Here is a 26,249-nt window from a genome sequence, read left to right as displayed (position 1 = left end):
ATCGATAATAATTAAGTGGGGCGCTGTCTTGGTCGCAAACTATTATATTGTCGTGAATTAACTTTTAAAAAGAGGAAGATATGCCTGGAATTGTTTGCCTGGGTGATGATACCACCCATGGTGGAAAGGTGATTACCGCGTCGTCGACGATGTTTATCAATGGTATTCAGGTTGCCTTGGTCGGTGATTTGGTTTCATGTCCAGAACACGGAGTTAATCCGATAAAAGAAGGTGATCCCGGAGCGTCAGAAAATGGGGTGAACGTTGTTGTTAATAACTGCGCCTGTTCCTGTGGATGCAAAGTCATTAGTTCTCACATCGAAAATACTATTGAGTCTTAATATTATGTGGCCTATCCCCAAAGTACCCGAAAAAAGTACAATTGCCAGCTTGTCATACAAGCGATGGGGGATTGTTCTTATTTCTATTTTAATGGTTTGTTCTGTTTTTGGTTTTTCTTTGTGGGGAACGGAGGCATATACTAAAATAGTATTTTTCCTGCTACTTCCGGCATTTTTCATATGGTTATGTATTTTTGGCGCAGCGCTAAACCGTTATGAGCAGTCAAGGAGCGCTCTTTCTGCCTGGAAAGAAGAAACTGATAGAACTAAGGCTTTATGGCAGCACTGGAGCCGACAGCAGTTGTCAGTGGTTGGTAATGTTATCTTTACTCCTGAGGAAAACGGGGCCGCGAGTTTTCTTGGACCTCTGTCTGATATTCCAGCATATCCAGATAAAGTCAGGTCGTTGTCACATTCCTGGGGCTCCCTTCGTGTTTTGTCTGATATGATCGACAAACAGCTTGAGCAACAGTATCCTGGTTATCGGAAATTTTTGCATACTATTTATGTATTGCAACCCTCTGGTTGGGACAAAAAGAACGTATGCCAGATTATTCTGTCTCAATGGGAACTGCTTCCTGAAGTAAATTGTTCCGTTGAGTGTATTGGAAAATTCCACGATAACGTTAATTTTGATGGTTTGATATTAGTTCTTAGTTTCCAATGCTGGTTGGCAGGTGTATCGAAACAATTCAGCGAAATGGTCTCTGCCCAGCTTTTATCATCCTCAACTTTTTCCAGACAACATGCTGTACCGGTACTTGCCGGATTAGGCCGTGTTATGCCTGTGGATTATGAGAATATTGAAAAAGATTTAGATATGCTTTTTGAATACAATCGAATTGACAAGCGTGATTTACGCCATGTCTGGCTTTCTGGTATTCCTGCTGATATTAATTCAAAACTGATTCAGTATGCAGATCGATGTCAGTGGAAACTTCCAGAGAAACATCCTTTTAATTTGATTGATTTTTCTTTTGGTCCCCCTGGTGAAATGGTATTCCCTGCTTCACTCGCATTGTTGGTTGACGCGGCTCAAAAGACTGAAGCTAACCAATTATTAATTATTCAGGCATCACCTCAGTCCAGACTGCTTTGTTTTATTACTCGGAAACTTTATTTATGACCCAGGAAAAGGAATTACAGTCAGCACGTTATGGATTTTGGGGCTATCTTGTTTTAATTGTTGGCCTTGCGGGTATAACTGCGTTTTTACTATTTATTAATCAAGATGCCTTGCTTAAATATGGACTGACATATCGCCAAATTTGGTCGGTGTGGGGTGGTGTATTTAGTTTTTTATTCTTAGGCACTATTTGCTCTCCTTTTTATTGGCGCTGGGAGCAAAGAAAAAAACAACTCATTTATTTACCACCGGAACCCTCAAGTGCTGAAACTAAAACAACTCCTGATGTGAGCACAACCATCAGAGATTATACCGATTTAAAACAGCATCTTAATCTTCGTTATGGCGTCCTTTGGCGACGCAAAGTCCACCTGCTGCTCGTCACTGGCAATGAAGCCGCTATAGAGCAATTGGTACCTGGCCTGCAGGAAAGCCAGTGGCTTGAAGGCAACCGCACCGTGCTGATTTACGGCGGGAGCCTGGCATTAGAGCCTGGCCGGGAGAAATATACCGCGCTGCGTAAACTGCGTCGCGGTCGTCCTCTGGACGGAATAATTCGCGTCGTACCGCAGTCGCTTAATCTCACCCCTCAGATTAGCGACAACGATTTACGTGGCCTGGAAAAAATCAGCGAATTGCTCCGTTATTCAGCGCCGGTCTGGCTGTGGCAACTGTGTGACAGCAAATGGTCGCAGGCAAAACGTACTGAACAGGCGGTAGGAGCCCGTTTCCCGCTGCATGCCAAAGCTGACGATATTAGCCGTCAGCTTGAGCTGATGCTGCCTGCATTGCGGATACAGGGGGTAAGTCAGGTCGCTGAGAACAACGGCCACGATTTCCTGCTGCGTCTGGGCCAGTACCTCAAAGACGGCGGTATCGTCCGCTGGACTCAACAACTGGTGCCATGGTTGGCTGCCTCTCAGCAGCGTGTTCCGTTGCGTGGTCTGATGTTCAGCCTGCCGGACAGTTACCCTGTTCATACTACTGAGGGGACAGCCGAACCTGAGAAATATATCCCCGAATCACAACGCCATGCCCTTGCTCTGCCCGCAACATGGCAGGGTATCGTTGATGACTGCATCCGTGTGCGTGGCCGCCGTGTCGGTATGGCCTGGGAGCAGACCCTTGCCTGGACACTGATGACCATTATTGGTATCTGGGGAGCGGGTACACTGCTGTCGTTCGCGGTCAACCGCATGCAGATAATCTCTGTTGCCGAGCAGGCGCATGCGCTGGTGGAGCATCCTTCCGTATCGGATTACCAGCTCACGGCTCTGCATACCCTGCGTAATGACGCTGGCCGCCTGCAGCACCGTATTCAGGAAGGAGCGCCCTGGTACCAGCGCTTCGGTCTGGACCATAACCAGCAGCTGCTCGATGCGTTGCTGCCCTGGTACGGCGTGGCAAACAACCGCCTGATACGCGACCCGGCGAATCAGGCGCTGACACAAAAACTCAGCGCATTGGCAAACTCTGCCCCCAACAGCGACCAGCGTGCACAGCTGGCGAAGCCGGGTTATGACCAGCTTAAAGCCTGGCTGATGATGTCTCGTCCGGATAAAGTCGACGGCGCGTTTTATGCGCAGACCCTGAAAACCGTGCAGCCGACACGAATGGGTATTTCTACCGGTCTGTGGCAAAGCCTGGCGCCGGATTTGTGGGCCTTCTACATCACCGAACTGCCTAAGCAGCCACAATGGAAAATCACACCGGATGCGCAGCTGGTCAGCCAGAGTCGCCAGCTGCTGCTGCAGCAAATTGGGCGTCGTAACGCTGAAAGCACACTGTATGAAAACATGCTCAAGTCAGTGCGTCGTAACTTCGCCGATGTCTCCCTGGAGGACATGACCAGCGGTACCGATGCGCGTCGACTTTTTACTACCGAGGAGGTCGTGCCGGGCATGTTCACCCGCCAGGCCTGGGAAGGTGGTATTCAGCAGGCTATCGAAAAGGCTGCAAATTCCCGCCGGGATGAAATTGACTGGGTGCTGAGTGATTCCCGTAAAGCCGTATCGGCGGATCTGTCGCCGGAAGCGCTCAAAGCACGCCTGACAGAGCGTTATTTCATTGACTTTGCCGGCAGCTGGTTGAATTTCCTCAACAGCCTGCACTGGAACCCGGCAAACAATATTGCGGACGTTACCGACCAGTTGACGCTGATGAGCGATGTCCGCCAGTCGCCACTGATTGCCCTGATGAATACCCTCGCCTGGCAGGGACAGACAGGCCAGCAAAGCGAAGGTCTTTCGGACTCCCTCATCAAATCGGCTAAAGATCTCGTCGGTGGAAAAGATAAACCTGCCATTGATCAGTCTGCGTCAGGGCCGCAGGGGCCGCTGGACGATACCTTTGGCCCGCTGCTGCAGCTTCTGGGTAAAAACAAAGGTGGTAATGTCATGTCGGCGGACAACTCCCTGAGTCTGCAGACGTATCTGACCCGTATCACTCGCGTGCGTCTGCGACTGCAGCAGGTGGCCAGCGCTTCTGACCCACAGGCAATGATGCAGACCCTGGCGCAGACCGTATTCCAGGGCAAAAGCGTGGACCTCACCGACACTCAGCAATACGGCAGCCTGATTTCGGCAAGTCTTGGCGAGGAGTGGAGCGGATTTGGCAGCACAATGTTTGTGCAGCCGCTGACCCAGGCCTGGGAGACCGTACTTCAGCCGTCGGCAGCCAGTCTGAATGACAAATGGAGCCGCTCGGTTGTCGCGAACTGGCAGACTGCCTTTGACGGTCGTTTCCCGTTTGCTGCCAGCAAAAGCGATGCCTCTTTACCGATGCTGGCTGAATTTGTGCGTAAGGACAGTGGACGGATAGAACGCTTCTTGTCGACAGAGCTCAATGGTGTGCTACACAAAGAGGGTAGCCAGTGGGTACCGGATAAGGTCAACAGCCAGGGACTGAATTTTAACCCGGCCTTCCTGCGGGCCATTAACCAGCTGAGCCAGCTGTCAGACATCCTGTTCACCGATGGCAGTCAGGGCATCAGCTTTGAGCTGCAGGCGCGTCCTGTGCCACAGGTGGTGGAGACGCAGCTAACCATTGATGGACAAAAGCTGCACTACTTCAACCAGATGGCCGACTGGCAAAGCTTCCGCTGGCCGGGAGAGACTTACAAGCCGGGAACGATGCTGACATGGACCACGGTCAACGCCAGTGCGCGTCTGTTCGGGGATTACAGCGGGACCTGGGGCTTTATCCGCTGGCTGGACTTGAGCAAGCGTCAGCAGCTGGACCGCAGCCAGTGGATGATGAGCTTTACCGCACCGGATGGTCGCACCCTGCAGTGGGTGCTGCGCTCCCAGCTCGGAAAAGGCCCGCTGGCGCTGTTGGATCTGCGTGGTTTCACGCTGCCGGATCACATATTCAGTGTCGACAGCGCGGCCACCGCTCAGGCGCTGATGGCTAATACGGAAAACAATGACATGGAGGGCGTCGAATAATGAGCACATTGCAGAATTTGGTTATCGCCTGTCAGGCTGACGATGCTCAGCTGCGTGAACAGGCGCAGACGCGCACGGATAACTGGCAGCCCTGGCTTGCTCCGGTAAGCGTAGCCAGTCCGACCGGGGAAGACCCGGGATATGACGATGATTTTCAGCGTATCCGCGAAGAGGTTAATAAGCTCTCTGGTATTGATACCGAACTGATATGCACGCTTGCTGAAAAGTTACTGACCACCACGGCCAAAGACATCCGTATTGCGACCTATTACTGCTGGGCGCGATTGCACCAGGATGGCGAAGCCGGCTTTGCCGAAGGGCTTGAACTGCTTGCCGGATTATTGCAGCGCTACGGCATGCAGCTTCACCCGCAGCGGGACCGAAGCCGCAAGGCTGCACTGGAATGGCTTGCCGGTAGCCGTGTCCTGGACAGTCTGTCACTGTTTCCGGAGGTCATCCGCGAGGATGCACAGCGTACCGCCGGGGCCTTGCTGCTCATCAGTACCCGTCTGGAGACCGAGCCGGAAGCATCGCGGCCAGAGCTGAATGCCCTGTACAGCGGGCTGGAGTCTCGCCTGATGAAGGCCGGGGGTGTGGATGCCGTGGTACCGCAGAACGCAGGGAATAAGGCGCAGTCACAGCCCTTTACGCATGCGACCGAGTCAGATGCGCCGGTTCTGAACCGCATCACCTCCGGTCAGGATTTGCTGGCCCAGGCCCGTACCCTGACGGGATATCTGCGCGAGCAGCCTGATGGCTGGCTTGCCGCACACCGGCTGATGAAAAGCCTGCGCCATGACACGCTGAGAGCGATCCCTGCACCGGATGCCGAAGGGAAAACACGTATCGAACCACCGCGGGCTGACCAGCGGGCAATGCTTAAACGGTTGTACCTGCAGCAGAGCTGGCTGGAGATACTGGAGCAGGCGGACAGCAGCTTCTCGCGTGGTGCTAATCACCTCTGGCTGGATTTGCAATGGTATATCCACCAGGCTCTGGTGAAATTGGGGCACGATGTGCTGGCCGATATCATCATCGCCGATCTGAAAGGGCTGCTGAGCCGTCTCACAGGGCTTGAAACGCTGGCCTTTAATGACGGAACGCCGTTTGCCGATGAGGTCACGCTCAACTGGATAAATCAGAGCGTGCTGGACGATTTGTCCAACTGGCGGGATGAGCCGGTCAGTGCTGCTGGTGAGACAGATAACGATATCCTGCTCCTCGAGCCGGAAGCGCTGGAGAAAGCGGACACTGACGGTCTGGATGCCACACTTCACTGGCTCCAGACCCGTCCTAGTTGCGACTCTACCAAAGACAAATGGCTGCTGCGCCTGCTGATGGCCCGCATAGCCGAGCAAAAGGGTAAAAATGAGCTGGCCCTGCATCTGCTGGGTGAACTCGATAGCGCCGCACGGTCAATCACCCTCACGCAGTGGACACCGGCGCTGTTATTTGAAGTGAAATCCCGTCGCCTCAGACTGCTACGCATGAAAGCTACACGCAGTGAAACCGATAAATCACGTCTTCAGCCTGAGATGGACCAGCTTCTTGCCGGTCTGATTGCGCTCGACCCGGCAAGCAGTGCGGTGCTTTGCGGATAAAAACGCCTGGCTACCTTTAACATTCCTAAATTCAGGTTTTTTATGGACGACTTAACCCTGCGTTATTACGACGCTGAAATGCGCTATCTGCTGGAAGCCGGCGAAGAGTTTGCCCGTGCTCACCCCGAGCAGGCGGCAATGCTCAATCTCGATAAAGCGGGCGCGCGCGACCCGTATGTGGAGCGCCTGTTTGAGGGCTTTGCCTTCCTGATGGGACGGCTTCGCGAGAAGCTCGATGACGATCTGCCGGAACTGACCGAAGGGCTGGTTAGCCTGTTGTGGCCGCATTACCTGCGCACCATTCCGTCGATGTCGGTGGTGGAGTTCACCCCTGACTGGCGTGAGATGAAAGAGCCGATGCGTATCGTCAAAGGCTTCGAGGTGAACTCACGGCCCATCGGTGAGAAGGGAACACGCTGCCGCTACACCACCACCAGAGAGATGACCCTTCAGCCGCTGGCGCTGGAGCAGGCCCGCCTGTCGACTGACCCTGACGGGCGTTCGGTCATCAGCCTGCGTTTTAACTGCAGCCTCCTTGCCGACTGGAGCCGTGTCGATCTCAGCCAGATCCCATTTTACTTCAATGCTGACGCACCGCTGGCCTGCGCCATGCATGAAGCCTTTACCATGAACACGGCCCGTCTCTGGCTGCGCATGCCGGGTGACACGGACAGAAGACCGATGGACGGGTATTTCACCGCACTGGGGTTTGGTGATGATGACAGGCTGTGGCCGAAGGGAGACAGCAGTTTCAGCGGCTACCAGTTGCTGCTGGAGTATTTCACCTTCCGCGAGAAATTCATGTTCACCGGCCTGCGTGGGCTGGAGACCGTACTCTTTCCGGCTGAACTCCCCTGGTTTGAAATCGAGGTGGTGCTGGCAGAGCGTTGGGAGCATGATTTCAGCTTTACCGAAAAGCATCTGCGCCTGAACTGTGTGCCGGTGATTAACCTGTTCCCGCTGGAATCTGACCCGCTGACGCTAAACTCCCTGCAGACCGAATACATGCTGCGCCCGATGCGCGTGCAGGATGGCCATACCGAGATATATGCGGTGGATTCGGTTATGTCATCGAGCCAGCATACCTACGTGCCATTTTCAAGCTTCCGCCACAAGGGCGGAATGATGCGCCATGAAGCCCCGGAATATTACTACCACACCCGCGTGCGCCGTGGCCCGTCGGGGTTGCATAACACCTGGCTTATCCTCGGCGGGGAAGCGTTTGATAACCACACGGTGCCGGAGGATGAAAGTCTGTCGCTGACGCTAACCGGCACCAATGGCCAACTACCTCGCAGAGCGTTGCAAAGTACCGTGCTCGATACAGTGATGAAAACCACTTCAGCCAGTATCGCCGTGCGTAACCTGTGTGCGCCGACGCTGCCTTGTTATCCCCCGGCGCAGGATCGCTTTCACTGGCGTGTGCTGAGCCATCTCGGCAGCGGTTTCCTGTCGATGATGGACAATGCCGACGTGCTGCGCGGCACGCTGGCGCTGTACGAGTGGACCGACAGCGAGATGAACCGCCGTCGTCTGGAGGCGATTATCGATGTGAAGCACAGTGAAACGGAACGCTTTGAGCAGGGATATCTGGTGCGCGGGGTGCAGATTGAGGTGACGCTTGAGAGCAACGGCTTTGCCGGGCGCGGCGATATCTGTCTGTTCGGCGAGATGCTGAGCCGCTTCTTTGCACTGTACACCGATATCTATCTGTTTAACCGCCTGATTATTATTCTGCAACCGACCGGAGAGCGCCTGGAATGGGAAGAGAAGCACAACCGCCGCATTCCCGGCTGACCCCGCGGCTGGAGGCCGATCTTCACCGCATCAACTTTTATCGTTTATGCCAGCTACTGGAGAAGCGCCATCCGGACAGGCCGCTGATGGGCTCTACCAGCCATCCGGCGGATGACCCGGTACGCTTTGCGCCGCATCCTGGGATGGGGTTCCCGGCCAGTGAACTGAAGGCTGTCGAGTATGACGAGGATGATGACAGCAGGCCACCGCTTATCCGCACGACCTTTATGGGGATGTACGGTGTTGATTCGCCTCTACCGACCGCCTATCTCGATGACATTTCCCAGCGCCGGGAAGGACATGAGGCGCTGCAGGGGTTTCTGGATATTTTCAGTCATCGCATCCTGACGCAGTTTTACCGCGTCTGGCGTAAATACTCGTATCCGGCCACGTTTGAGCCAGGGGGAACTGACTCCATTTCGCAGTCGCTGCTGGGTCTGGTGGGGCTGGGCATACCAGGCACCGCGAACCATATAGCCACGCCAGTGTCCCGCTTTCTGGCGCTACTGGGTGTGCTGCAGCAGCCGGGCAAAACTCAGGAAGGGATGCAGGCACTGGTGCGCCTGCTGGCCCCCGATACGACGGTGCAGGTGAGTCCGTATTGTCTCCGGCCTGTAGAGATTGAAAGGCCGCTGGGTTTTTACGGTGACGAAGCGTTTCTGCTTGATGGCAATACGCCTCTGGGTGACGAAGCGATGGATGCCAGCAGTCAACTGCAGATTGCGCTCACGACGGATAACGAACAGGAAGCGCAGGGCTGGAAACCGGACGGTCTGTTGTATCAGGACTTTCTGGTGATGCTGCGGGTTTATCTCGGGTGGCGTTTTAAGGCAAAAATTACTCTGACCACCCGGACCTGCCTGCTGGCTGCGCCGCCGCTCGGTGAAGGTCGCTTCTGGCTGGGGATGAATGGCGTGCTGGGCGCGGAAGACGAATATCTCCTGGACGATATCCCGCAGACCTTCACGACGGAACTGGGCTATTACACCGGCCTGCAGCCCTCAACACCACAACAAGGAAACCGACGTGTTACGTACAAATTCAATTAAGACTTCGCGCTGGCTGCTACCGCTGCTGACATTCAGCCTGGCAGGCTGCGGGGTGACGCAGAGCGTCACCGATGGCACTAAATCGGCGTTTAACGCCGTGTTCTACAAAAAAATCAAGGTGCTGCACCTCGATTTCACCGCACGTGAGGCGCTGAACACCGACTCCCGTGAAAGTAACTCGCTGTCTCAGCCGGTGGTGATAAGGGTTTATCAGCTCAAAGACCGCAAAACCTTTGATAAGACGGTGTATCAGCAGTTGCTTCAGGATGATAGCACCATTCTGAAAGACGACATGCTGGCCAGTCGTGATGTCGTGGTGAAACCGGGTGGCGATGCAAACCTTGATATGCCAATGGAAGAAAAGGCGCAGTTTGTCGCGGTGGTAGGGCTCTTCCGCCATCCGGATATGGACAACAACGCCTGGAAGCAGGTTATCAAACGCAGTGACCTGGATCCGGATAAACCACGTATCCTGGAAGCAGGTGATAACTCTCTGACGCTACAGCCGCTTAAGGAAGACTGATGCCCTACGGACATAACGCGCCTTCGCTGTATGAAATGTTAACGGGAAATTTTACAGGCGGACTCAACCTTAGTCAGGTCAGTGAAGAAAATCAGGTCATCCTCTCGGTGCTGGATAACATGCAGCGCGTTCTCAACTGTCGTGCCGGTACGCTGTCGCACCTGCCAGACTACGGGCTGCCGGATATGACCAAAATTCTGCAGGGCATGCCGGGAACGGCCCATGAGCTGATGGGCACATTATCTGCCGTCCTGCTCAAGTATGAACCCCGCCTGAAAAAAATAACCGTTGTCCTGCTGGAACAGAACGTCCCCGGCGAACTGCGTTATGCCATTGACGCAGAACTTAAAGGGATTGGTCTGGTGCGCTACGGGACTGAGTTTATGCCCGAAGGACGGGTCCTGTTAAGGCATCTCAGGCAACAACAATATCTCGATACGACCCTCCGTATATAAGGTTTGATAACATCATGTCAGTAAAATCACAGTTCCTGAAAAAGTTGCAGGCACGACAACCTGCACCAGTTCCTGCCATCAGCAAGAGTCAGGCTGATATTGCAGAGTTTCGCCAGCGGATGGCTCAGCTTCAGGAGCAAATGGACGCGTGGCTGACGGATACGGGACTGAATGTGGAGCCACTGACCGTATCCGTTCCGGATCTGCTGGTGGAGGGCGGGGCTTTTGAGATTTCCGGTATTGTTCTGCGTTATGACAGCCGGGCAGTAAAATTTATGCCGATCTTTCTGTATGGACAGGGCGTCGCCGGTTGTGTCGAGGTGACTTTCTGTTCTGGGGACAAGGTGATTTCTCAAGGACGCCTGTTCATGCGGGTGGGGAACGCAAATGGCTGGATCTTTACTCCCCCTGATACCTCATCCCGATCCGGACAACTATTTGATGAAGGTGTGTTTTTCGGTCTGATTTTAGCGCTGCTGCCATAGCGATAACATTCATTCCTTTAATGCGTCATTGCATTTTAAATCGCCAAATAGCCCTACAGATCAACTAACGAAATTAACCGAAACGGATATGCAGGCCCTCCAGGATGACCACACATATAACGTTAAAAACCGGCGGTGACCCGCGCACGCTGCCAGATTACGCCGCCCTCCGCGATGAACTCAGCAAGCTGACGCATCCTGCTCGCCCGGATGTGAACTGGCAATATGTCGAAAGACGCTGTCTCTCTCTGTTCGAACAGAACGGTGTGGAGTTGCAGACTGCAGCCTGGTACACCTTTGCCCGGACTCATCTGTCGGGGTTAGCTGGCCTGAACGAAGGGTTGGCGATTCTGGAGGCCCTGATTAGCCATCAGTGGGACGTTTTCTGGCCGAAGACATTACATGCTCGTATGGAAATTCTTAGCGGCTTGAGCCAGCGCCTGCAGCAGCGCATGCGTATACTTCCACTCAACAACAGCCATCTCAGTGAGCTTTATAGCGCTGAAGCGTTGCTTACCCGGCTGGGTTCGGTGCTCCAGCGCCTTGAACTGAAGCACCTTAGCCAGTTCGATACATTACGAACGTTGGTACGTTCGAATGCTGAACGGCTGGAAATCCGTAATGACGCATCAGATTTGAATGCGATTAAGCTGCCCGGTCGTGACTTACCTCAGGAGAGGGCGGAATCGGTTGGCGAAGTGAAATGGGTCTATGTTGTGCAGCCGGAAAATCAGCCAAATGCAGAGGATCGTAGGACAGCCCACGGAGCTGCCAGAGCATGGAAACCCTTTGTCGCCGGGATGTGTTCTATGCTGGCGATCGGCGTCGCCGTGGCGTGGGGAGGGGGCTTTCTGTCCAGACCCGATCCCTTAACGACTCAGGCTATTGCCTCGCTGGCGCCGTTACCTGAAGTGCTTGCACCTGTTCAGCAAGACGCGTTAGCACAGCAAGGTACTTTACCGTCCACATTTATCACTGAAACGCAACAGCAGCTTGCCCGACTGGATAAGCTGCCTCCTGACTGGAATATTTCCTACAGCCTTCAGTTGTTAGCGCAACTCCAGACAGTGCGGCCGGAGGAGGCGAAGCCGCTCGCCGTGCAGTGGCAGCAAAAATTTAACGCGGCAGCGTTGCCTGTCGACGCTATGAACAGTTGGTATGAGGGAATGATGAAGCTTCAGCAACTGAGTCATCGGCTGAGCAGTCTGGATGAGCAAAAAGGAAAATATATCACGGTGAGTGAGCTTAAGTCGGTGATTTTTTCGACTATACAGTCATTTAACCAAACAATACCGGCTGAAGAACAACTCCGACGCCTGTCACAGCATCCAGCCGGAGATGCGCTTCCTGAAGCCGAAAAGACCCAGTTGGAGTTGCGCCTAAGACAGCTTGCTGCGCGTTACGCTCAAATAAAACAGGATTCTTCTGCTCAGTGAATTCTGGCGATAGACAGGTGAATGCGCGTGAAGGTCAAAGTGTCCCCTGCAGGAATCGAACCTGCAACTAGCCCTTAGGAGGGGCTCGTTATATCCATTTAACTAAGGGGACGAGGCGGCACGAGTATAGCGTCATTTACACTTTGCGTTAAGCGCATCGCCGCCTGACTGCTCAAAGAGTCACCATTCAGGACGTTTTTTTTGTCGATTTATCATCATTTTCCCGCGCTTTAAGCTCCGCTTTGCGTTTGTTCGACATGTCGTTACGGATCTGGGCATGGCTTAACAGCGCGAAGATAAACGTTCCGCCGCAGATGTTTCCTGCTAGTGTCGGTAAGGCGAACGGCCAGAAAAAGTCGCTCCAGTGAAGCGTACCGTTAAAGACCAGATACAGTATTTCTACGGTACCGACCACAATATGCGTGGTGTCAGCCAGCGCAATCAGCCAGGTCATCAATATGATCACGACAATTTTTGCGCTCCCTGCTGAAGGAAACATCCAGACCATCGTGGCGATGATCCAGCCGGAGATGATGGCATTAGAGAACATTTCGATCGGGGTGTTTTTCATCACATCCATGCCGATTTTTACAAATGCATCCCGGGTGGGTTCATCAAAGATCGGCATGTACTCAAACGCCCAGGCCGCGATGCCCGTGCCGATGATATTACCCAGCAGGACGACGCTCCACAGACGCATCAATAAACCGAAGTTGCCGAGGGTAGGGTTTTGCATCACCGGCAGAACGGCGGTCACCGTGTTTTCGGTAAACAGCTGCTGGCGGGCCATGATGACAATCACAAAGCCGAAGGTATAGCCGAGATTCTCGAGTAAAAAACCGCCCGGCACACCTTCCAGCTGAACATGAAATATCCCTTTGGCGAGCAGAGACGCGCCCATTGAGAGCCCTGCGGCGATAGCTGACCAGAAGAGGGCCATGGCATCGCGCTCCATCTCTTTTTCACCGTCCTGGCGTATATGCTCATGGATGGCCATCGCGCGGGAAGGGAGGCGATCTTCATCAATTTCTATTTTCTCGCCACGCGCTTTCTCCTCGCTTTCAATTTCAAGTTCCTCATCGCTCTCGCCAATTTTTTCTTCGCCCACTTCTTTCATATCTGCTCCCGGAGGTTGATCTTTCTGTTAAGCGTAGCGGCTTTTATCGGGATGCCTGTGGGGATGCTCTTAAATTGGCGGCAATGACAACAAAGGTGATACATCTCTTTCAAAGACATTATAAAATTGCCAGCGAAACGAATTCCAAAAGCCAGGCTATGCTGAGATCAGAGTCACGGTGATTACTGCCCGTAATTGTGCTCATAGACATCGGTAAACGTGCTGTTACAATCGCTTGCACGTTTACAGACGGAGCATCAACGGCTCCGTTACGGATGGCAATCAACGATAGCCATACTGAACAGGGAGATATTTATGAAACTTCGGCTGTCGGCGCTTGCGCTTGGCGCGACGATGCTTGTGGGCTGCGCCAGCTCCGGGGAGCAAACGGGACGCTCCGATCCTCTCGAAGGATTTAACCGCTCCATGTATAACTTCAACTACAACGTGCTGGACCCGTATGTGGTTCGCCCGGTGGCAGTAGCATGGCGCGATTATGTTCCCCAGCCCGCGCGTAACGGGTTAAGTAATTTTACCAGCAATCTCGAAGAGCCTGCGGTAATGGTGAACTACTTCCTGCAGGGCGACCCGTATCAAGGGATGGTGCACTTTACCCGCTTCTTCCTGAACTCCATTCTGGGGATGGGCGGCTTTATTGACGTCGCAGGCATGGCGAACCCGAAACTGCAGCGTGAGCAGCCGCACCGTTTCGGCAGCACAATGGGACATTATGGCGTCGGGTACGGTCCGTACATGCAATTACCGTTCTACGGCAGTTTCACCCTTCGTGATGACGGCGGCGATATGGTTGATACGCTGTATCCGGTTCTGTCGTGGCTGACCTGGCCGCTGTCGGTGGGTAAATGGACGGTGGAAGGGATTGAAACCCGTGCGCAACTGCTCGACTCTGATGGCTTACTGCGCCAGTCTTCTGACCCGTATATTATGGTGCGAGAAGCGTACTTCCAGAATCATGACTTTATTGCTAACGGCGGTAAGCTGAAACCGGAAGAGAATCCAAACGCGAAGGCGATCGAGAACGAACTAAAAGATATCGATTCGGAGTAAATAAAAAAGGTGAGCAATGCTCACCTTTTTCAATTCCTGTGCGATTAGAACGCGTAGTTGAAGTTCGTACCGAACAGCCAGGCTTTACCTTCAGAGGTAAACTCGTAAGGGCCTTCCTGGAACGTCACTTTCTGACCGTGCATATAAGATACGCCCGCATCGATAGATGCATTCTCGTTGAACGCATAAGTCGCGCCTGCACTTATCCAGAAGCGGTCCTGATCCGGAATGGAAATGGAACGCTTGTCTGCCGGAACCGGGCTGTCGTCAAATGCGATACCGGAGCGGAAAGTCCAGTTTTTATCGTAGTAGTAGGTGGTACCCAACGCAATACGATAAGCGTCGTGGAAGCTTTCGTCCTTATAGAACAGCGTTTGACCATTGCTTCCGGTCGCTTTCAGCTCCTGGAACTGGCTCCAGCTGGTATAGGCCAGGCTGTAGTGGATCGCCCATTGCGGTGCAACGCGGTTATAACCGGAGACTTCCCACATTTCTGGCAAATGCAGTGACAGCGAACCTGGAACGGTCTGGTTTGACGTTCCCCAAGGAATGGTGGTACCCGCACCAGGAACCACGTTGTTCACAGGCTTCAGGATGCCGCTCTTGTAATCGCCGTCGAAGTCAATTTTCACTTCGGAGCGATAGGTCAGGCCCCAACGGTTGTTTTTGTCCAGCTCGTACAGGATACCGGCGTTCCAGCCATAGCCCCACTCATCACCTTCAAGGCTGGCAATTTTATTGCTGTTTTTTGGCAGGCGAGCAGTTTGCTCCCCGGAGTAACGTTCAATTTTGGCATCGGCGTAGACGGCATCAAAGCCCAGACCAAAGCTCCAGTTGTCGTTCAGGCGATAAGCACCACTCAGGTTCAGGTTCAGCGTAGTAAGGTCTGTTTTACCGCCGTATTCACCAGCCGGGTAGTTGCTATTGAACTCGGTAGCAAGGCCGTAGTTAGAGGTTACGGATGCTCCCCAGCCAAACTGTTCATTGATAGGCGAAACGAAGTGCAGGTTAGGGACCCATGCTGTTGGGGCAATATTGTCCGCTTTAAGGCTCGCACCCGTGTAAGGCGACTTGCCAGAAATGTTGACATCAGGATCGATATAAACCGCACCGGCAGAGAAAGTCGGACGATCAAACATCATGATCAATGCGGGGTTACGACTTGCGTTACCCGCATCATCAGCAATAGCGCCTTCCCCTGAATACGCGCGGCCAAGGCCAGAGGAAGAAAATTCGTTTAACTGAAAGCCCGCTGACCATGCGGAAGTGGAGACGAGTGCCACTGCGACTGCCAGCGCAGTCTTGTTGAACAGGGTTTTCTGGCTCATGACCATAACCTCATTGAGTTATTTTTATTCAATAATTGTTACATACCGTAACAGGAGCGCGAAGTGTAGGGTCTGAGGTATGACAGACAAATCAGACCAGTGGCCAGAGTATAGGTCCGACCAGCCTGAATGTTGCAAGTTTGTTTATTAATATTTTCAAACATGTTTCGTGAAACGAGATCTGGTTGGCAAAATTGTGACCATCGCGACTCACCCAAAAGGGTGGTTTTTGTTTTAGATCATTTTTTAGTGTGATATTGGTCACTTATCCGATTTTGCGCCATTAACGGCTGGAGAGAGCCCGCGCCGGGGCGTAAAATAGCAGCATCGTGTTTATCTCGCGCGCTGCGCGAATACAGAGGAAATTGAGCTATGAGTAAATGCAGTGCTGATGAAACCCCGGTTTGCTGCTGTATGGATGTTGGCACCATCATGGACAACTCCGATTGCACCGCGTCTTACAGCCGTGTGTTCACCAACCGCGCCGAAGCGGAAGAGACCCTGGCCGCGCTGAGCAAGCGTGCGCGTGATGTTGAATCCGAGCCGTGTGAAATCAAGTCGACCTTTACCGAAGTGGAAGGCGGCGTGAAGCTGGATATCGACTTTGTTTTTGCCTGCGAAGCTGAAACGCTGATTTTCCAGCTGGGTCTGCGTTAATTCCTGCGGCCTGATGCCCTCACCCCGACCCTCTCCCACGGGAGAGGGCGCAAGCATTAAAAACGGTAACCTACGGGTTACCGTTTTGCTTTTACCTTGCGTACCCGGCAACATACCGCACAAATGCCCCTGCCATACAGGGGCATTTTCTTTTTCTTCTCTGTGTTTTAGCTCGCACTTTTTCGTTTCCCCGATTGGCTGAATGTAAAAAAATGGTTAAGACTATTATCAGGTCAGACCACTTAGTGTTTGCGAATATTTTTTTACAGGGGAGTGTTATGAGTCAGGCATTACCGCTTATTACCCGTCAGGGCGATCGCATTGCCATAGTCAGTGGATTGCGCACGCCATTTGCGCGTCAGGCAACGGCGTTTCATGGCATACCGGCCGTCGACCTGGGGAAAATGGTAGTGGGGGAGATGCTGGCTCGCAGCGAAATTCCGCCGGAGGTCATCGAACAGCTGGTCTTCGGCCAGGTCGTGCAGATGCCTGAAGCCCCCAACATTGCGCGGGAAATCGTCCTCGGTACCGGGATGAATGTTCATACCGATGCCTACAGCGTCAGCCGCGCCTGCGCAACCAGCTTCCAGGCCGTGGCTAACGTCGCCGAAAGCCTGATGGCGGGCACCATTCGCGCCGGGATAGCGGGGGGAGCGGACTCCTCTTCGGTACTGCCAATTGGGGTCAGTAAAAAGCTGGCGCGCATCCTGGTGGATGCCAACAAAGCCCGTACGACGGGTCAGAAACTCAAACTCTTCTCGCGTTTACGTCTGCGCGACCTGATGCCTGTACCTCCTGCCGTCGCGGAATACTCCACCGGCCTGCGCATGGGCGACACCGCCGAGCAGATGGCCAAAACCTACGGCATTACTCGTGAACAGCAGGATGCGCTGGCGCATCGTTCACATCAGCTTGCGGCAAAAGCCTGGTCGGAAGGCAAGCTGACCGATGAGGTCTTGACCGCCTATATTCCGCCCTATCGCGAACCGCTTGCGGAAGATAACAATATTCGTGGCACGTCAACGCTGGCGGATTACGCCAAACTGCGCCCGGCGTTTGACCGCAAGCACGGCACCGTGACGGCGGCGAACAGTACGCCGCTGACGGACGGGGCTGCCGCCGTGATCCTGATGACCGAATCCCGTGCAAAAGAGCTGGGCATTACTCCCCTGGGCTATTTACGCAGCTACGCCTTCACCGCCATTGACGTCTGGCAGGACATGCTGTTGGGTCCGGCATGGTCCACGCCGCTGGCGCTGGATCGCGCGGGGCTGACGCTGGCTGATTTAACCCTGATTGATATGCACGAAGCGTTTGCCGCGCAAACCCTGGCAAACGTCCAGCTGCTGGCAAGCGAGCGTTTCGCACGTGATGTGCTGGGCCGCGCGCATGCCACGGGTGAAGTGGATCAGAGTAAATTCAACGTGCTGGGTGGCTCTATCGCCTACGGTCATCCGTTTGCCGCTACAGGGGCGAGGATGATCACGCAAACATTACATGAACTCCGTCGCCGTGGCGGTGGGTTTGGCCTTGTTACCGCCTGTGCGGCGGGCGGCCTTGGCGCAGCAATGGTTCTGGAGGCTGAATAATGGATATGCCATCTGCATTTAATCTGACGGTTCGCCTCGATAACGTGGCCGTTATCACTATTGATGTGCCTGATGAAAAGATGAATACCCTGAAGGCCGAATTTGGCGTTCAGGTGCGCGCGATGCTAAAGCAGATCCGCGAGAACAAAGCCATTCGCGGCCTGGTGTTTATCTCTGCCAAACCCGACAACTTTATCGCCGGGGCGGATATCAACATGATTGCCCGGGCGCAAAGCGCGCTGGAAGCCGAAGAGCTGGCGCGTCAGGGCCAGCAGGTGATGTCGGAGATCAACAGTCTCCCAATCCCGGTCATCGCAGCGATCCACGGTGCGTGTCTGGGCGGTGGGCTGGAGCTGGCGCTGGCCTGCCACAGCCGCATCTGTACTGACGATGCGAAAACCATTCTGGGCCTGCCGGAAGTGCAGCTGGGCCTGCTGCCAGGTTCTGGCGGAACGCAGCGTCTGCCGCGGCTGGTGGGCGTCAGCACGGCGCTGGAGATGATCTTAACCGGTAAACAGCTGCGTGCCCGTCAGGCGCTGAAAGCCGGTCTGGTCGATGACGTCGTGCCGCAGTCCATTTTGCTGGAGGCCGCCGTTGAGCTTGCGCTGAAAGGGCGTCAGGCAAAACGTCCTCTGCCGGTTCGCGAGCGCGTGCTGGCCGGTCCGCTGGGGAGAACGCTCCTGTTCAATATGGTGGGCAAAAAGACCGAACAAAAAACCAAAGGCAATTACCCGGCGGCAAAGCGGATCCTCGACGTGATCGAAACCGGGCTGTCGCAGGGCAGCAGCAGCGGCTATGCCGCGGAGGCCAAAGCCTTTGGCGAACTGGCGATGACGCCGCAGTCACAGGCATTGCGCAGCATCTTCTTCGCCAGCACTGACGTCAAAAAAGATCCCGGCAGCAAGGCGGAGCCTGCGCCTCTGCGTGCCATTGGCGTACTGGGTGGGGGGCTCATGGGCGGCGGTATCGCTTTTGTTACCGCCAGCAAAGGCAAATTGCCGGTACGCATCAAAGACATTAACCCTAAGGGAATCAACCACGCGCTGCAGTACAGCTGGCAGAACCTTGATCAAAAGGTCAAACGCCGCCATATCAAGGCAAGCGAGCGTGATAAAACCCTGGCAATGATCTCCGGTACGACGGATTACAGCGGTTTTGTGCACCGCGATCTGGTGATTGAAGCCGTGTTTGAGGATCTGGCCCTTAAGCAGCAGATGGTGGCAGACATTGAGCAGCATTGCGCCCCGCATACCATTTTTGCCTCCAACACGTCGTCATTACCGATTGGCGATATCGCGGCGAAAGCCGCTCGTCCGGAGCAGGTGATCGGGCTGCACTTCTTTAGCCCGGTAGAAAAAATGCCGCTGGTGGAAGTTATTCCACACGAGACTACTAGTCCGCAAACCATCGCCACGGTAGTCAAACTTGCGAAGAAGCAGGGTAAAACGCCGATCGTGGTCGCAGATAAAGCCGGCTTCTACGTCAACCGTATTCTGGCGCCCTATATTAATGAAGCCATGCGGCTGCTGACGGAAGGCGAGAAGATCGAGCACGTCGACGAGGCGCTGGTAAAGTTTGGTTTCCCCGTTGGCCCAATCCAACTTTTGGATGAGGTGGGAATAGACACCGGCACTAAAATTATACCTGTGCTGGAGGCAGCTTATGGCGATCGTTTTAGCCCGCCTGCAAACATTGTTTCTGCAATTTTGAAGGACGATCGCAAAGGCAGAAAAAATGAACGCGGTTTCTATCTTTACGGCGCGAAAGGGCGTAAAAGCAAGAAACAGGTCGACCCTTCGGTTTATGGGCTTATTTCGACCACCGGTCAGGGAAAACTGTCTGCCGTTCAGTGCGCTGAACGTTGCGTGATGATGATGCTCAATGAAGCGGCGCGCTGCTTTGGTGAGCAGGTGATCAAGAGCGCACGCGATGGCGACATCGGCGCGGTATTTGGTATTGGTTTTCCGCCGTTCCTTGGCGGCCCGTTCCGCTACATGGATACACTCGGCGCGGGTGAAGTGGTTGCCATTTTGCAACGTCTGGCCTCGCAATATGGCCCACGGTTTACACCGTGTGACGAATTATTGCAGATGGCGGAACGGGGCCAGACATTTTGGCCTGCACGGGAAACTGATTTCGTAAACTGAAGTCAAAGAAGGGTAAATCCTGAGGTGAATGAACCTGTTCTGGCGATTTTGTAAACAGAGATTGACTATACTTACGCCATTGAGGTAAAAAACAGCGTTTCATTCATCGAATGGATCAGGCACAATGCCCGGCCATCGGGTTTTCTACCTCTTAGCATTTATCGCGGGTAGTTAACGCCGGTGATTCTGGTTAACAAAAGCGGTGCAATATGCAAGTTTTCATCATGCGTCACGGCGACGCGGCACTCGATGCCGCCAGTGACTCAGTACGTCCTTTAACCGTCTGTGGCTGCGACGAATCCCGTCTGATGGCAACCTGGCTTAAAGGTCAAAAAGTGGACATTGAACGCGTTCTTGTGAGTCCGTTCCTGCGTGCAGAACAGACGCTGGATGTGGTAGGGGAGTGTATGAACCTGCCGTCCAGTGTGGATGTTCTCCCCGAACTGACACCATGCGGTGATGTCGGCCTTGTCAGCGCTTATCTTCAGGCGCTGTGCAATGAAGGTGTCGCTTCCGCACTGGTCATTTCCCACCTGCCGCTGGTCGGCTATCTGGTATCTGAGCTGTGCCCGGGCGAAACGCCGCCTATGTTCACCACTTCCGCGATTGCCAACGTCACCCTCGACGAAACCGGCAAAGGGGTCTTCAACTGGCAAATGAGCCCGTGCAACCTGAAGATGGCAAAAGCGATCTGACGTGACGTGTGACAGGGCGGGGTGCTATATCTTTCCCGCCCTTCTGTCAGGGCAACTCTGGCGGCTGCCACTCCTCAACTTCAATCAATACCAGCAAGGCGGCATCTCCGCCGTACTCTTTCGGTGCCTGATGAAACGCCATTACGTGTGGGTGCTGAGCCAGCCACAGCGGCGTCTGTTGCTTGAGGATATGTTTCCCGTGGCCATGCATCACGCAGGCGCAAAAAACATGTTCGCGGCGACAGGCGGCAATCAACGCCCCCAGCTCCTGTTTCGCCTGCATTTGCGTTAAGCCGTGCAGATCCAGAAACAGCTCCGGCGAATAATCTCCCCGGCGTAACTTTTTCAGTTCGAAATGGCTGACGTCCTCGCGCACGTATTTCACCGCGCCCTGGGTATTAAGCAGCGGCTGAAACTCGTCTGAAAAGTAGTGGCTATTATCGGCCTGCTCCTGCAGCAGCCGTTTGACCGGAACTTCGCTGATTTTTTTACGCAGCGGGCGATGGACGATGGTGTCCTGCGCGATTTTCCGCGTCCCGGTCATTAGCTGGCGGAAGAGCGCCTGATCCTCCTCGCTGAGCGATGTTTTCTTTTTCATTCGTCATTCTCATCTCGTATTTCCGATAGTGTACCCGACTAAACGCATTTTTTAACCTCAAGCGGTACGCGTCATTGCTGATTTATCGCCGTCTTCATGGCAAACTAGCCGCCGAAAATTATGCGAGCATGCCCTGGAGGAAAGAGTGGATAAAATATTTGTCGATGAAGCAGTAAACGAGCTGCATACCATACAGGACATGTTGCGCTGGTCGGTTAGCCGCTTCAGCGCCGCCAATATCTGGTACGGACACGGTACCGACAACCCGTGGGATGAAGCCGTGCAGCTGGTGCTGCCGTCCCTTTACCTGCCGCTGGATATTCCGGAAGACATGCGCACCGCGCGCCTGACCTCGAGCGAAAAACACCGCATCGTTGAGCGCGTAATCCGTCGCGTGAACGAGCGTATTCCGGTCGCCTATCTGACCAACAAAGCCTGGTTCTGCGGCCACGAGTTCTATGTCGATGAACGCGTGCTGGTGCCGCGCTCGCCGATTGGTGAGCTGATTAACAACCACTTTGACGGCCTGATCAGCCATCAGCCGCAGCACATTCTGGATATGTGTACCGGGAGCGGCTGTATCGCCATTGCCTGCGCTTACGCCTTCCCGGAAGCGGAAGTGGACGCGGTTGATATCTCCACCGACGCGCTGGCCGTGACCGAGCACAACATTGAAGAGCACGGCCTGATCCATCACGTTACGCCAATTCGCTCCGATCTGTTCCGCGATCTGCCGATGCTGCAGTACGATCTGATCGTCACCAATCCGCCGTACGTCGATGCGGAAGACATGTCCGATCTGCCGAACGAATACCGCCACGAGCCGGAGCTGGGTCTGGCGTCAGGCTCTGACGGCCTGAAGCTGACCCGCCGCATTCTGGCCTGCGCGCCGGATTATCTGACCGACGACGGCGTTCTGATTTGTGAAGTGGGCAACAGCATGGTACATCTGATAGAGCAGTATCCGGATGTGCCGTTCACCTGGCTTGAGTTCGACAACGGCGGTGACGGCGTCTTTATGCTGACCAAAGCGCAGCTGCTCGACGCGCGCGAACACTTCAGCATCTATAAAGATTAATCCAGCGGGCTTCGGCCCGTTTCACAACGCTCAAACACAAACAACAACATCGGAGCCGTGATGGCAGGAAACAGTATTGGACAGTTATTCCGCGTGACCACCTTTGGCGAGTCGCACGGGCTGGCGCTGGGCTGTATCGTTGATGGCGTACCGCCAGGCATCGAACTGACCGAAGCCGATTTGCAGCACGACCTCGACCGTCGTCGTCCGGGCACCTCTCGCTACACCACGCAGCGTCGCGAGCCGGACCAGGTCAAAATTCTCTCCGGCGTTTTTGAAGGACGCACTACAGGCACCAGCATTGGTCTGCTGATTGAAAACACCGATCAGCGCTCCCAGGACTACGGCGCCATCAAAGACGTGTTCCGTCCGGGCCATGCCGACTACACCTACGAACAAAAGTACGGCTTTCGCGACTATCGCGGCGGCGGGCGTTCTTCTGCGCGTGAAACCGCGATGCGCGTGGCGGCTGGCGCCATTGCTAAGAAATACCTGCAGCAAAAATTTGGCATCGTGATCCGCGGCTGTCTGACCCAGATGGGCGACATTCCGCTGGCGATCAAAGACTGGGATCAGGTCGAGCAAAACCCGTTCTTCTGTGCGGATGCCGACAAGCTGGACGCGCTGGACGAACTGATGCGCGGTCTGAAAAAAGAGGGCGACTCCATTGGGGCGAAAGTCACCGTCGTGGCCGACGGCGTCCCGCCAGGCTGGGGCGAGCCGGTATTTGACCGTCTCGATGCCGACATCGCGCACGCGCTGATGAGCATCAACGCGGTGAAGGGCGTTGAAATTGGCGACGGTTTTGACGTGGTATCCCTGCGCGGCAGCCAGAATCGCGACGAAATCACGAAAGCGGGCTTCCAGAGCAACCACGCGGGGGGCATTCTGGGCGGGATCAGCAGCGGGCAGCAGATTATTGCCAATATCGCGCTGAAACCAACTTCAAGCATTACCGTGCCGGGCCACACGATTAACCGCGATGGCGAAGAAGTTGAGATGATCACTAAAGGACGTCACGATCCGTGCGTGGGGATCCGCGCGGTACCGATCGCAGAAGCGATGCTGGCGATCGTGCTGATGGATCACTTCCTGCGCCAGCGCGCGCAGAATGCGGATGTGACGACCACCATTCCACGCTGGTAAACATGAAAAAAACCGCAATTGCTCTGCTGGCGCTGCTTGCCAGTGGAGCCAGTCTGGCCGCCACGCCGTGGCAAAAAATCACCCATCCGGTGGCGGGGAGCGCGCAGTCCATCGGCGCCTTTTCCAACGGCTGTATCGTCGGCGCGCAGGAACTTCCGCTGCAATCGGATACCTATCAGGTGATGCGTACCGACCAGCGTCGTTACTTCGGCCACCCGGATCTGGTGCTGTTCATCCAGCGGCTGGGAAACCAGGTGCATAATCTGGGGCTGGGCACGATGCTGATCGGCGATATGGGGATGCCTGCCGGCGGGCGTTTTAATGGTGGACACGCCAGTCACCAGACCGGACTGGATGTCGATATTTTCCTGCAACTGCCTAAAGCGCGCTGGAGTTCAGCCCAGTTGCTGAAACCGCAGGCGCTGGATCTGGTGTCGAGCGACGGTAAGCGCGTTGTGCCCTCACTGTGGACGCCGGATATCTTCAGCCTGATTAAGCTGGCGGCAAAAGATAACGACGTCACGCGGATCTTCGTCAACCCGGCTATCAAGCAACAGCTCTGCCTCGATGAGGGAACCGATCGCGACTGGTTGCGCAAAGTGCGCCCGTGGTTCCAGCATCGTGCGCACATGCACGTTCGTCTGCGCTGCCCGGCGAACAGCCTGGAATGCGAAGATCAGCCGCTACCGCCGCCAGGCGATGGCTGTGGTGCGGAACTGCAAAGCTGGTTTGAACCGGCAAAACCTGGAACCTCTAAGCCTGAGAAGAAGACACCGCCTCCGTTGCCGCCTTCCTGCCAGGCGCTACTGGATGAGCATGTACTTTAATGGATAATTTCGTCGATCTGTTTATGGTGTCACCGCTGCTGCTGGTGGTGCTGTTCTTTGTGGCTATGCTGGCCGGTTTTATTGATGCCCTTGCGGGCGGCGGCGGGCTATTAACCGTACCCGCGCTGCTGGCGGCGGGCATGAGCCCGGCGCAAGCGCTTGCCACCAACAAGCTGCAGGCCTGCGGCGGCTCGCTTTCGGCGTCGCTCTATTTTATCCGCCGCAAGGTGGTGAACCTGGCCGATCAGAAGCTCAATATCCTGATGACCTTTATCGGTTCCACGTCGGGCGCGCTGCTGGTGCAGCACGTGCAGTCGGATATTTTGCGCCAGATCCTGCCGATTCTGGTTATTTGTATCGGTCTTTACTTCCTGCTGATGCCAAAACTCGGCGAGGAAGACCGTCAGCGTCGTCTGCACGGCCTGCCGTTTGCGCTGATTGCCGGGGGCTGCGTCGGTTTTTACGACGGTTTCTTCGGCCCGGGGGCAGGCTCGTTTTACGCGCTGGCGTTTGTGACGCTGGCCGGATTTAACCTCGCCAAGTCGACCGCCCATGCCAAAGTGCTCAACGCGACCTCGAACGTCGGCGGCCTGCTGCTGTTTATCATTGGCGGCAAGGTCATCTGGGCAACCGGGTTTGTGATGATGGCAGGGCAGTTCCTGGGCGCGCGCGCGGGCTCGCGCCTGGTATTAAGCAAAGGGCAAAAGCTGATCCGTCCGATGATCGTTATCGTCTCGGCCGTGATGAGCGCCAAACTTCTTTATGACAGCCATGGACAGGAGATCCTCACCTGGTTGGGGATGCACTAATGAACAGTACGCATAAATATGAACAGCTGATTGAGATCTTTGACGGCTGTTTTGCTGACGATTTTAATACCCGTCTGATTAAAGGCGACGACGAACCGATCTATCTTCCTGCTGATGACGAGGTTCCGTATAACCGCATCGTCTTTGCGCACGGCTTTTACGCCAGCGGTTTGCACGAAATTTCGCACTGGTGCATCGCCGGAAAAGCGCGTCGCGAGCTGGTGGACTTCGGTTACTGGTATTGCCCGGACGGGCGAGACGCCGCGACGCAGGGGCAGTTTGAGGATGTGGAAGTGAAACCGCAGGCGCTGGAATGGCTGTTCTGCGTGGCGGCGGGTTTCCCGTTCAACGTCAGCTGCGACAACCTCGAAGGGGACTTCGAGCCAGACCGTATTGTCTTCCAGCGCCGCGTGCATGCGCAGGTGATGGAATACCTTGAGAAAGGCATCCCGACACGTCCGGCGCGCCTGATCGAGGCCTTACAGAATTATTACCACACGCCGGCGATTGCGGCGGAAAGCTTCCCTTGGCCGGAAGATCTTTAACAGAGGAAAGAAGATGATCGCAGAATTTGAATCACGCATTCTGGCGTTAATTGATGACATGGTGGAACACGCCAGCGATGATGAGCTGTTCGCCAGCGGTTATCTGCGTGGTCACCTGACGCTCGCGGTAGCCGAGCTGGAAGCAGGTGACGATCACTCTGCCGACGCTGTTCATGAGGAAGTGACCCGCAGTCTGGAGAAAGCCATTCAGGCCGGGGAGCTCTCTCCGCGGGACCAGTCACTGGTGCTGGGCATGTGGGACAACCTGTTCCAGCAGGCTAAACGCTAAGTCATTGTTTTTCGCCCGGTGGCGCTGCGCTTACCGGGCCTACTAATTTTCACTCTCCCTGTGGGAGAGGGTTAGGGTGAGGGCACCAGGCCGCACC

24 protein-coding genes and 1 tRNA gene are annotated in these 26,249 nt (G+C 54.8%); 21 read left to right on the top strand and 4 right to left on the bottom strand.

All coding sequences use genetic code 11. The features are described 5' to 3' along the window. Positions 1-80: 80 nt before the first annotated feature. The 10 genes from ACEPLT_RS16005 to ACEPLT_RS15960 all read left to right on the top strand — a co-directional run bounded on the left by ACEPLT_RS16005 (position 81) and on the right by ACEPLT_RS15960 (position 12,259). On the top strand, positions 81-341 hold the full coding sequence (locus ACEPLT_RS16005; protein ID WP_071993462.1) for a PAAR domain-containing protein: 261 nt from the start codon (positions 81-83) through the stop codon (positions 339-341). Beyond that, positions 331-1,467, top strand: a complete 1,137-nt coding sequence (locus ACEPLT_RS16000) for a hypothetical protein (RefSeq protein WP_232929059.1) — start codon at positions 331-333, stop codon at positions 1,465-1,467. The genes ACEPLT_RS16005 and ACEPLT_RS16000 overlap by 11 nt, the downstream gene beginning before the upstream one ends. Then, positions 1,464-4,913: an ImcF-related family protein gene (locus ACEPLT_RS15995; protein WP_050595305.1), complete on the top strand. Its 3,450-nt coding sequence runs from the start codon at positions 1,464-1,466 to the stop codon at positions 4,911-4,913. The genes ACEPLT_RS16000 and ACEPLT_RS15995 overlap by 4 nt, the downstream gene beginning before the upstream one ends. Then, on the top strand, positions 4,913-6,514 hold the full coding sequence (gene tssA / locus ACEPLT_RS15990; RefSeq protein WP_232929064.1) for a type VI secretion system protein TssA: 1,602 nt from the start codon (positions 4,913-4,915) through the stop codon (positions 6,512-6,514). Before ACEPLT_RS15995 ends, tssA begins: the two co-directional genes overlap by 1 nt. A gap of 42 nt (positions 6,515-6,556) precedes the next feature. Next, entirely contained in the window at positions 6,557-8,311 is a 1,755-nt protein-coding gene (gene tssF / locus ACEPLT_RS15985; RefSeq protein WP_032652876.1) for a type VI secretion system baseplate subunit TssF, read from the top strand. Next, on the top strand, positions 8,275-9,360 hold the full coding sequence (tssG, locus tag ACEPLT_RS15980) for a type VI secretion system baseplate subunit TssG (protein ID WP_032675273.1): 1,086 nt from the start codon (positions 8,275-8,277) through the stop codon (positions 9,358-9,360). Before tssF ends, tssG begins: the two co-directional genes overlap by 37 nt. Next, complete coding sequence (tssJ, locus tag ACEPLT_RS15975) at positions 9,338-9,883, top strand: type VI secretion system lipoprotein TssJ (RefSeq protein ID WP_032675272.1); 546 nt, start codon at positions 9,338-9,340, stop codon at positions 9,881-9,883. Before tssG ends, tssJ begins: the two co-directional genes overlap by 23 nt. Continuing rightward, positions 9,883-10,338, top strand: coding sequence for a type VI secretion system baseplate subunit TssE (gene tssE, locus ACEPLT_RS15970; RefSeq protein WP_025912749.1), 456 nt, complete (start codon positions 9,883-9,885; stop codon positions 10,336-10,338). Before tssJ ends, tssE begins: the two co-directional genes overlap by 1 nt. Before the next feature lie 14 nt (positions 10,339-10,352). Beyond that, on the top strand, positions 10,353-10,823 hold the full coding sequence (locus tag ACEPLT_RS15965; protein ID WP_032675270.1) for a hypothetical protein: 471 nt from the start codon (positions 10,353-10,355) through the stop codon (positions 10,821-10,823). 104 nt (positions 10,824-10,927) lie between these two features. Further along, complete coding sequence (locus tag ACEPLT_RS15960; protein ID WP_248248953.1) at positions 10,928-12,259, top strand: VasL domain-containing protein; 1,332 nt, start codon at positions 10,928-10,930, stop codon at positions 12,257-12,259. 40 nt (positions 12,260-12,299) lie between these two features. On the opposite strand, the gene ACEPLT_RS15955 is transcribed toward ACEPLT_RS15960, so the two are convergent. Together ACEPLT_RS15955 and ACEPLT_RS15950 are read right to left on the bottom strand one after the other, a co-directional pair. Continuing rightward, positions 12,300-12,371: transfer RNA gene (locus ACEPLT_RS15955), tRNA-Arg, on the bottom strand. 75 nt (positions 12,372-12,446) lie between these two features. Further along, entirely contained in the window at positions 12,447-13,376 is a 930-nt protein-coding gene (locus ACEPLT_RS15950) for a formate/nitrite transporter family protein (RefSeq protein WP_063417320.1), read from the bottom strand. A 315-nt stretch (positions 13,377-13,691) separates the two neighbouring features. On the opposite strand from ACEPLT_RS15950, the gene mlaA reads away from it, so the two are divergent. Further along, positions 13,692-14,444, top strand: a complete 753-nt coding sequence (gene mlaA / locus ACEPLT_RS15945; protein WP_008502619.1) for a phospholipid-binding lipoprotein MlaA — start codon at positions 13,692-13,694, stop codon at positions 14,442-14,444. Positions 14,445-14,488: 44 nt separating this feature from the next. On the opposite strand, the gene fadL is transcribed toward mlaA, so the two are convergent. Further along, positions 14,489-15,772: a long-chain fatty acid transporter FadL gene (gene fadL / locus ACEPLT_RS15940; protein WP_232929068.1), complete on the bottom strand. Its 1,284-nt coding sequence runs from the start codon at positions 15,770-15,772 to the stop codon at positions 14,489-14,491. A gap of 372 nt (positions 15,773-16,144) precedes the next feature. On the opposite strand from fadL, the gene ACEPLT_RS15935 reads away from it, so the two are divergent. From ACEPLT_RS15935 to sixA, 4 genes are all read left to right on the top strand, one after another. Next, positions 16,145-16,429 carry a YfcZ/YiiS family protein gene (locus ACEPLT_RS15935; protein ID WP_008502617.1) on the top strand — a complete coding sequence of 95 codons (285 nt, stop codon included), beginning with the start codon at positions 16,145-16,147 and terminating at the stop codon, positions 16,427-16,429. Between the two features lie 278 nt (positions 16,430-16,707). Beyond that, the gene (gene fadI, locus ACEPLT_RS15930) at positions 16,708-18,018 is read left to right on the top strand and encodes an acetyl-CoA C-acyltransferase FadI (RefSeq protein ID WP_045414722.1); all 1,311 of its coding nucleotides are present in this window, start codon (positions 16,708-16,710) and stop codon (positions 18,016-18,018) included. Beyond that, complete coding sequence (gene fadJ / locus ACEPLT_RS15925; protein ID WP_232929070.1) at positions 18,018-20,165, top strand: fatty acid oxidation complex subunit alpha FadJ; 2,148 nt, start codon at positions 18,018-18,020, stop codon at positions 20,163-20,165. Before fadI ends, fadJ begins: the two co-directional genes overlap by 1 nt. A gap of 209 nt (positions 20,166-20,374) precedes the next feature. Next, positions 20,375-20,860, top strand: a complete 486-nt coding sequence (gene sixA, locus ACEPLT_RS15920) for a phosphohistidine phosphatase SixA (protein ID WP_014884683.1) — start codon at positions 20,375-20,377, stop codon at positions 20,858-20,860. Positions 20,861-20,906: 46 nt separating this feature from the next. On the opposite strand, the gene smrB is transcribed toward sixA, so the two are convergent. Next, positions 20,907-21,458, bottom strand: a complete 552-nt coding sequence (gene smrB / locus ACEPLT_RS15915) for an endonuclease SmrB (RefSeq protein WP_023344606.1) — start codon at positions 21,456-21,458, stop codon at positions 20,907-20,909. A gap of 145 nt (positions 21,459-21,603) precedes the next feature. Between smrB and prmB the strand changes: the two genes are divergently transcribed. The 6 genes from prmB to ACEPLT_RS15885 are packed head-to-tail and all read left to right on the top strand — an operon-like array spanning position 21,604 to position 26,152. Next, entirely contained in the window at positions 21,604-22,536 is a 933-nt protein-coding gene (prmB, locus tag ACEPLT_RS15910) for a 50S ribosomal protein L3 N(5)-glutamine methyltransferase (protein WP_232929071.1), read from the top strand. 60 nt (positions 22,537-22,596) lie between these two features. Further along, entirely contained in the window at positions 22,597-23,682 is a 1,086-nt protein-coding gene (gene aroC / locus ACEPLT_RS15905; protein WP_055321853.1) for a chorismate synthase, read from the top strand. Positions 23,683-23,684: 2 nt separating this feature from the next. Then, positions 23,685-24,509 (top strand): penicillin-insensitive murein endopeptidase, encoded by an 825-nt coding sequence (mepA, locus tag ACEPLT_RS15900; protein WP_008502610.1) that lies wholly within the window; start codon positions 23,685-23,687, stop codon positions 24,507-24,509. Further along, complete coding sequence (locus tag ACEPLT_RS15895) at positions 24,509-25,318, top strand: sulfite exporter TauE/SafE family protein (protein ID WP_032652837.1); 810 nt, start codon at positions 24,509-24,511, stop codon at positions 25,316-25,318. The genes mepA and ACEPLT_RS15895 overlap by 1 nt, the downstream gene beginning before the upstream one ends. After that, positions 25,318-25,863, top strand: a complete 546-nt coding sequence (locus ACEPLT_RS15890) for an elongation factor P hydroxylase (protein ID WP_126324835.1) — start codon at positions 25,318-25,320, stop codon at positions 25,861-25,863. The genes ACEPLT_RS15895 and ACEPLT_RS15890 overlap by 1 nt, the downstream gene beginning before the upstream one ends. Before the next feature lie 13 nt (positions 25,864-25,876). Beyond that, positions 25,877-26,152 (top strand): YfcL family protein, encoded by a 276-nt coding sequence (locus ACEPLT_RS15885; protein ID WP_008502607.1) that lies wholly within the window; start codon positions 25,877-25,879, stop codon positions 26,150-26,152. Positions 26,153-26,249 lie beyond the last annotated feature (97 nt).

The organism is Enterobacter sp. fkY84-1, assembly GCF_052974705.1.
The sequence above is the reverse complement of the archived record's forward strand: the minus strand, read 5'-3'. Positions and strand labels throughout refer to the sequence as shown.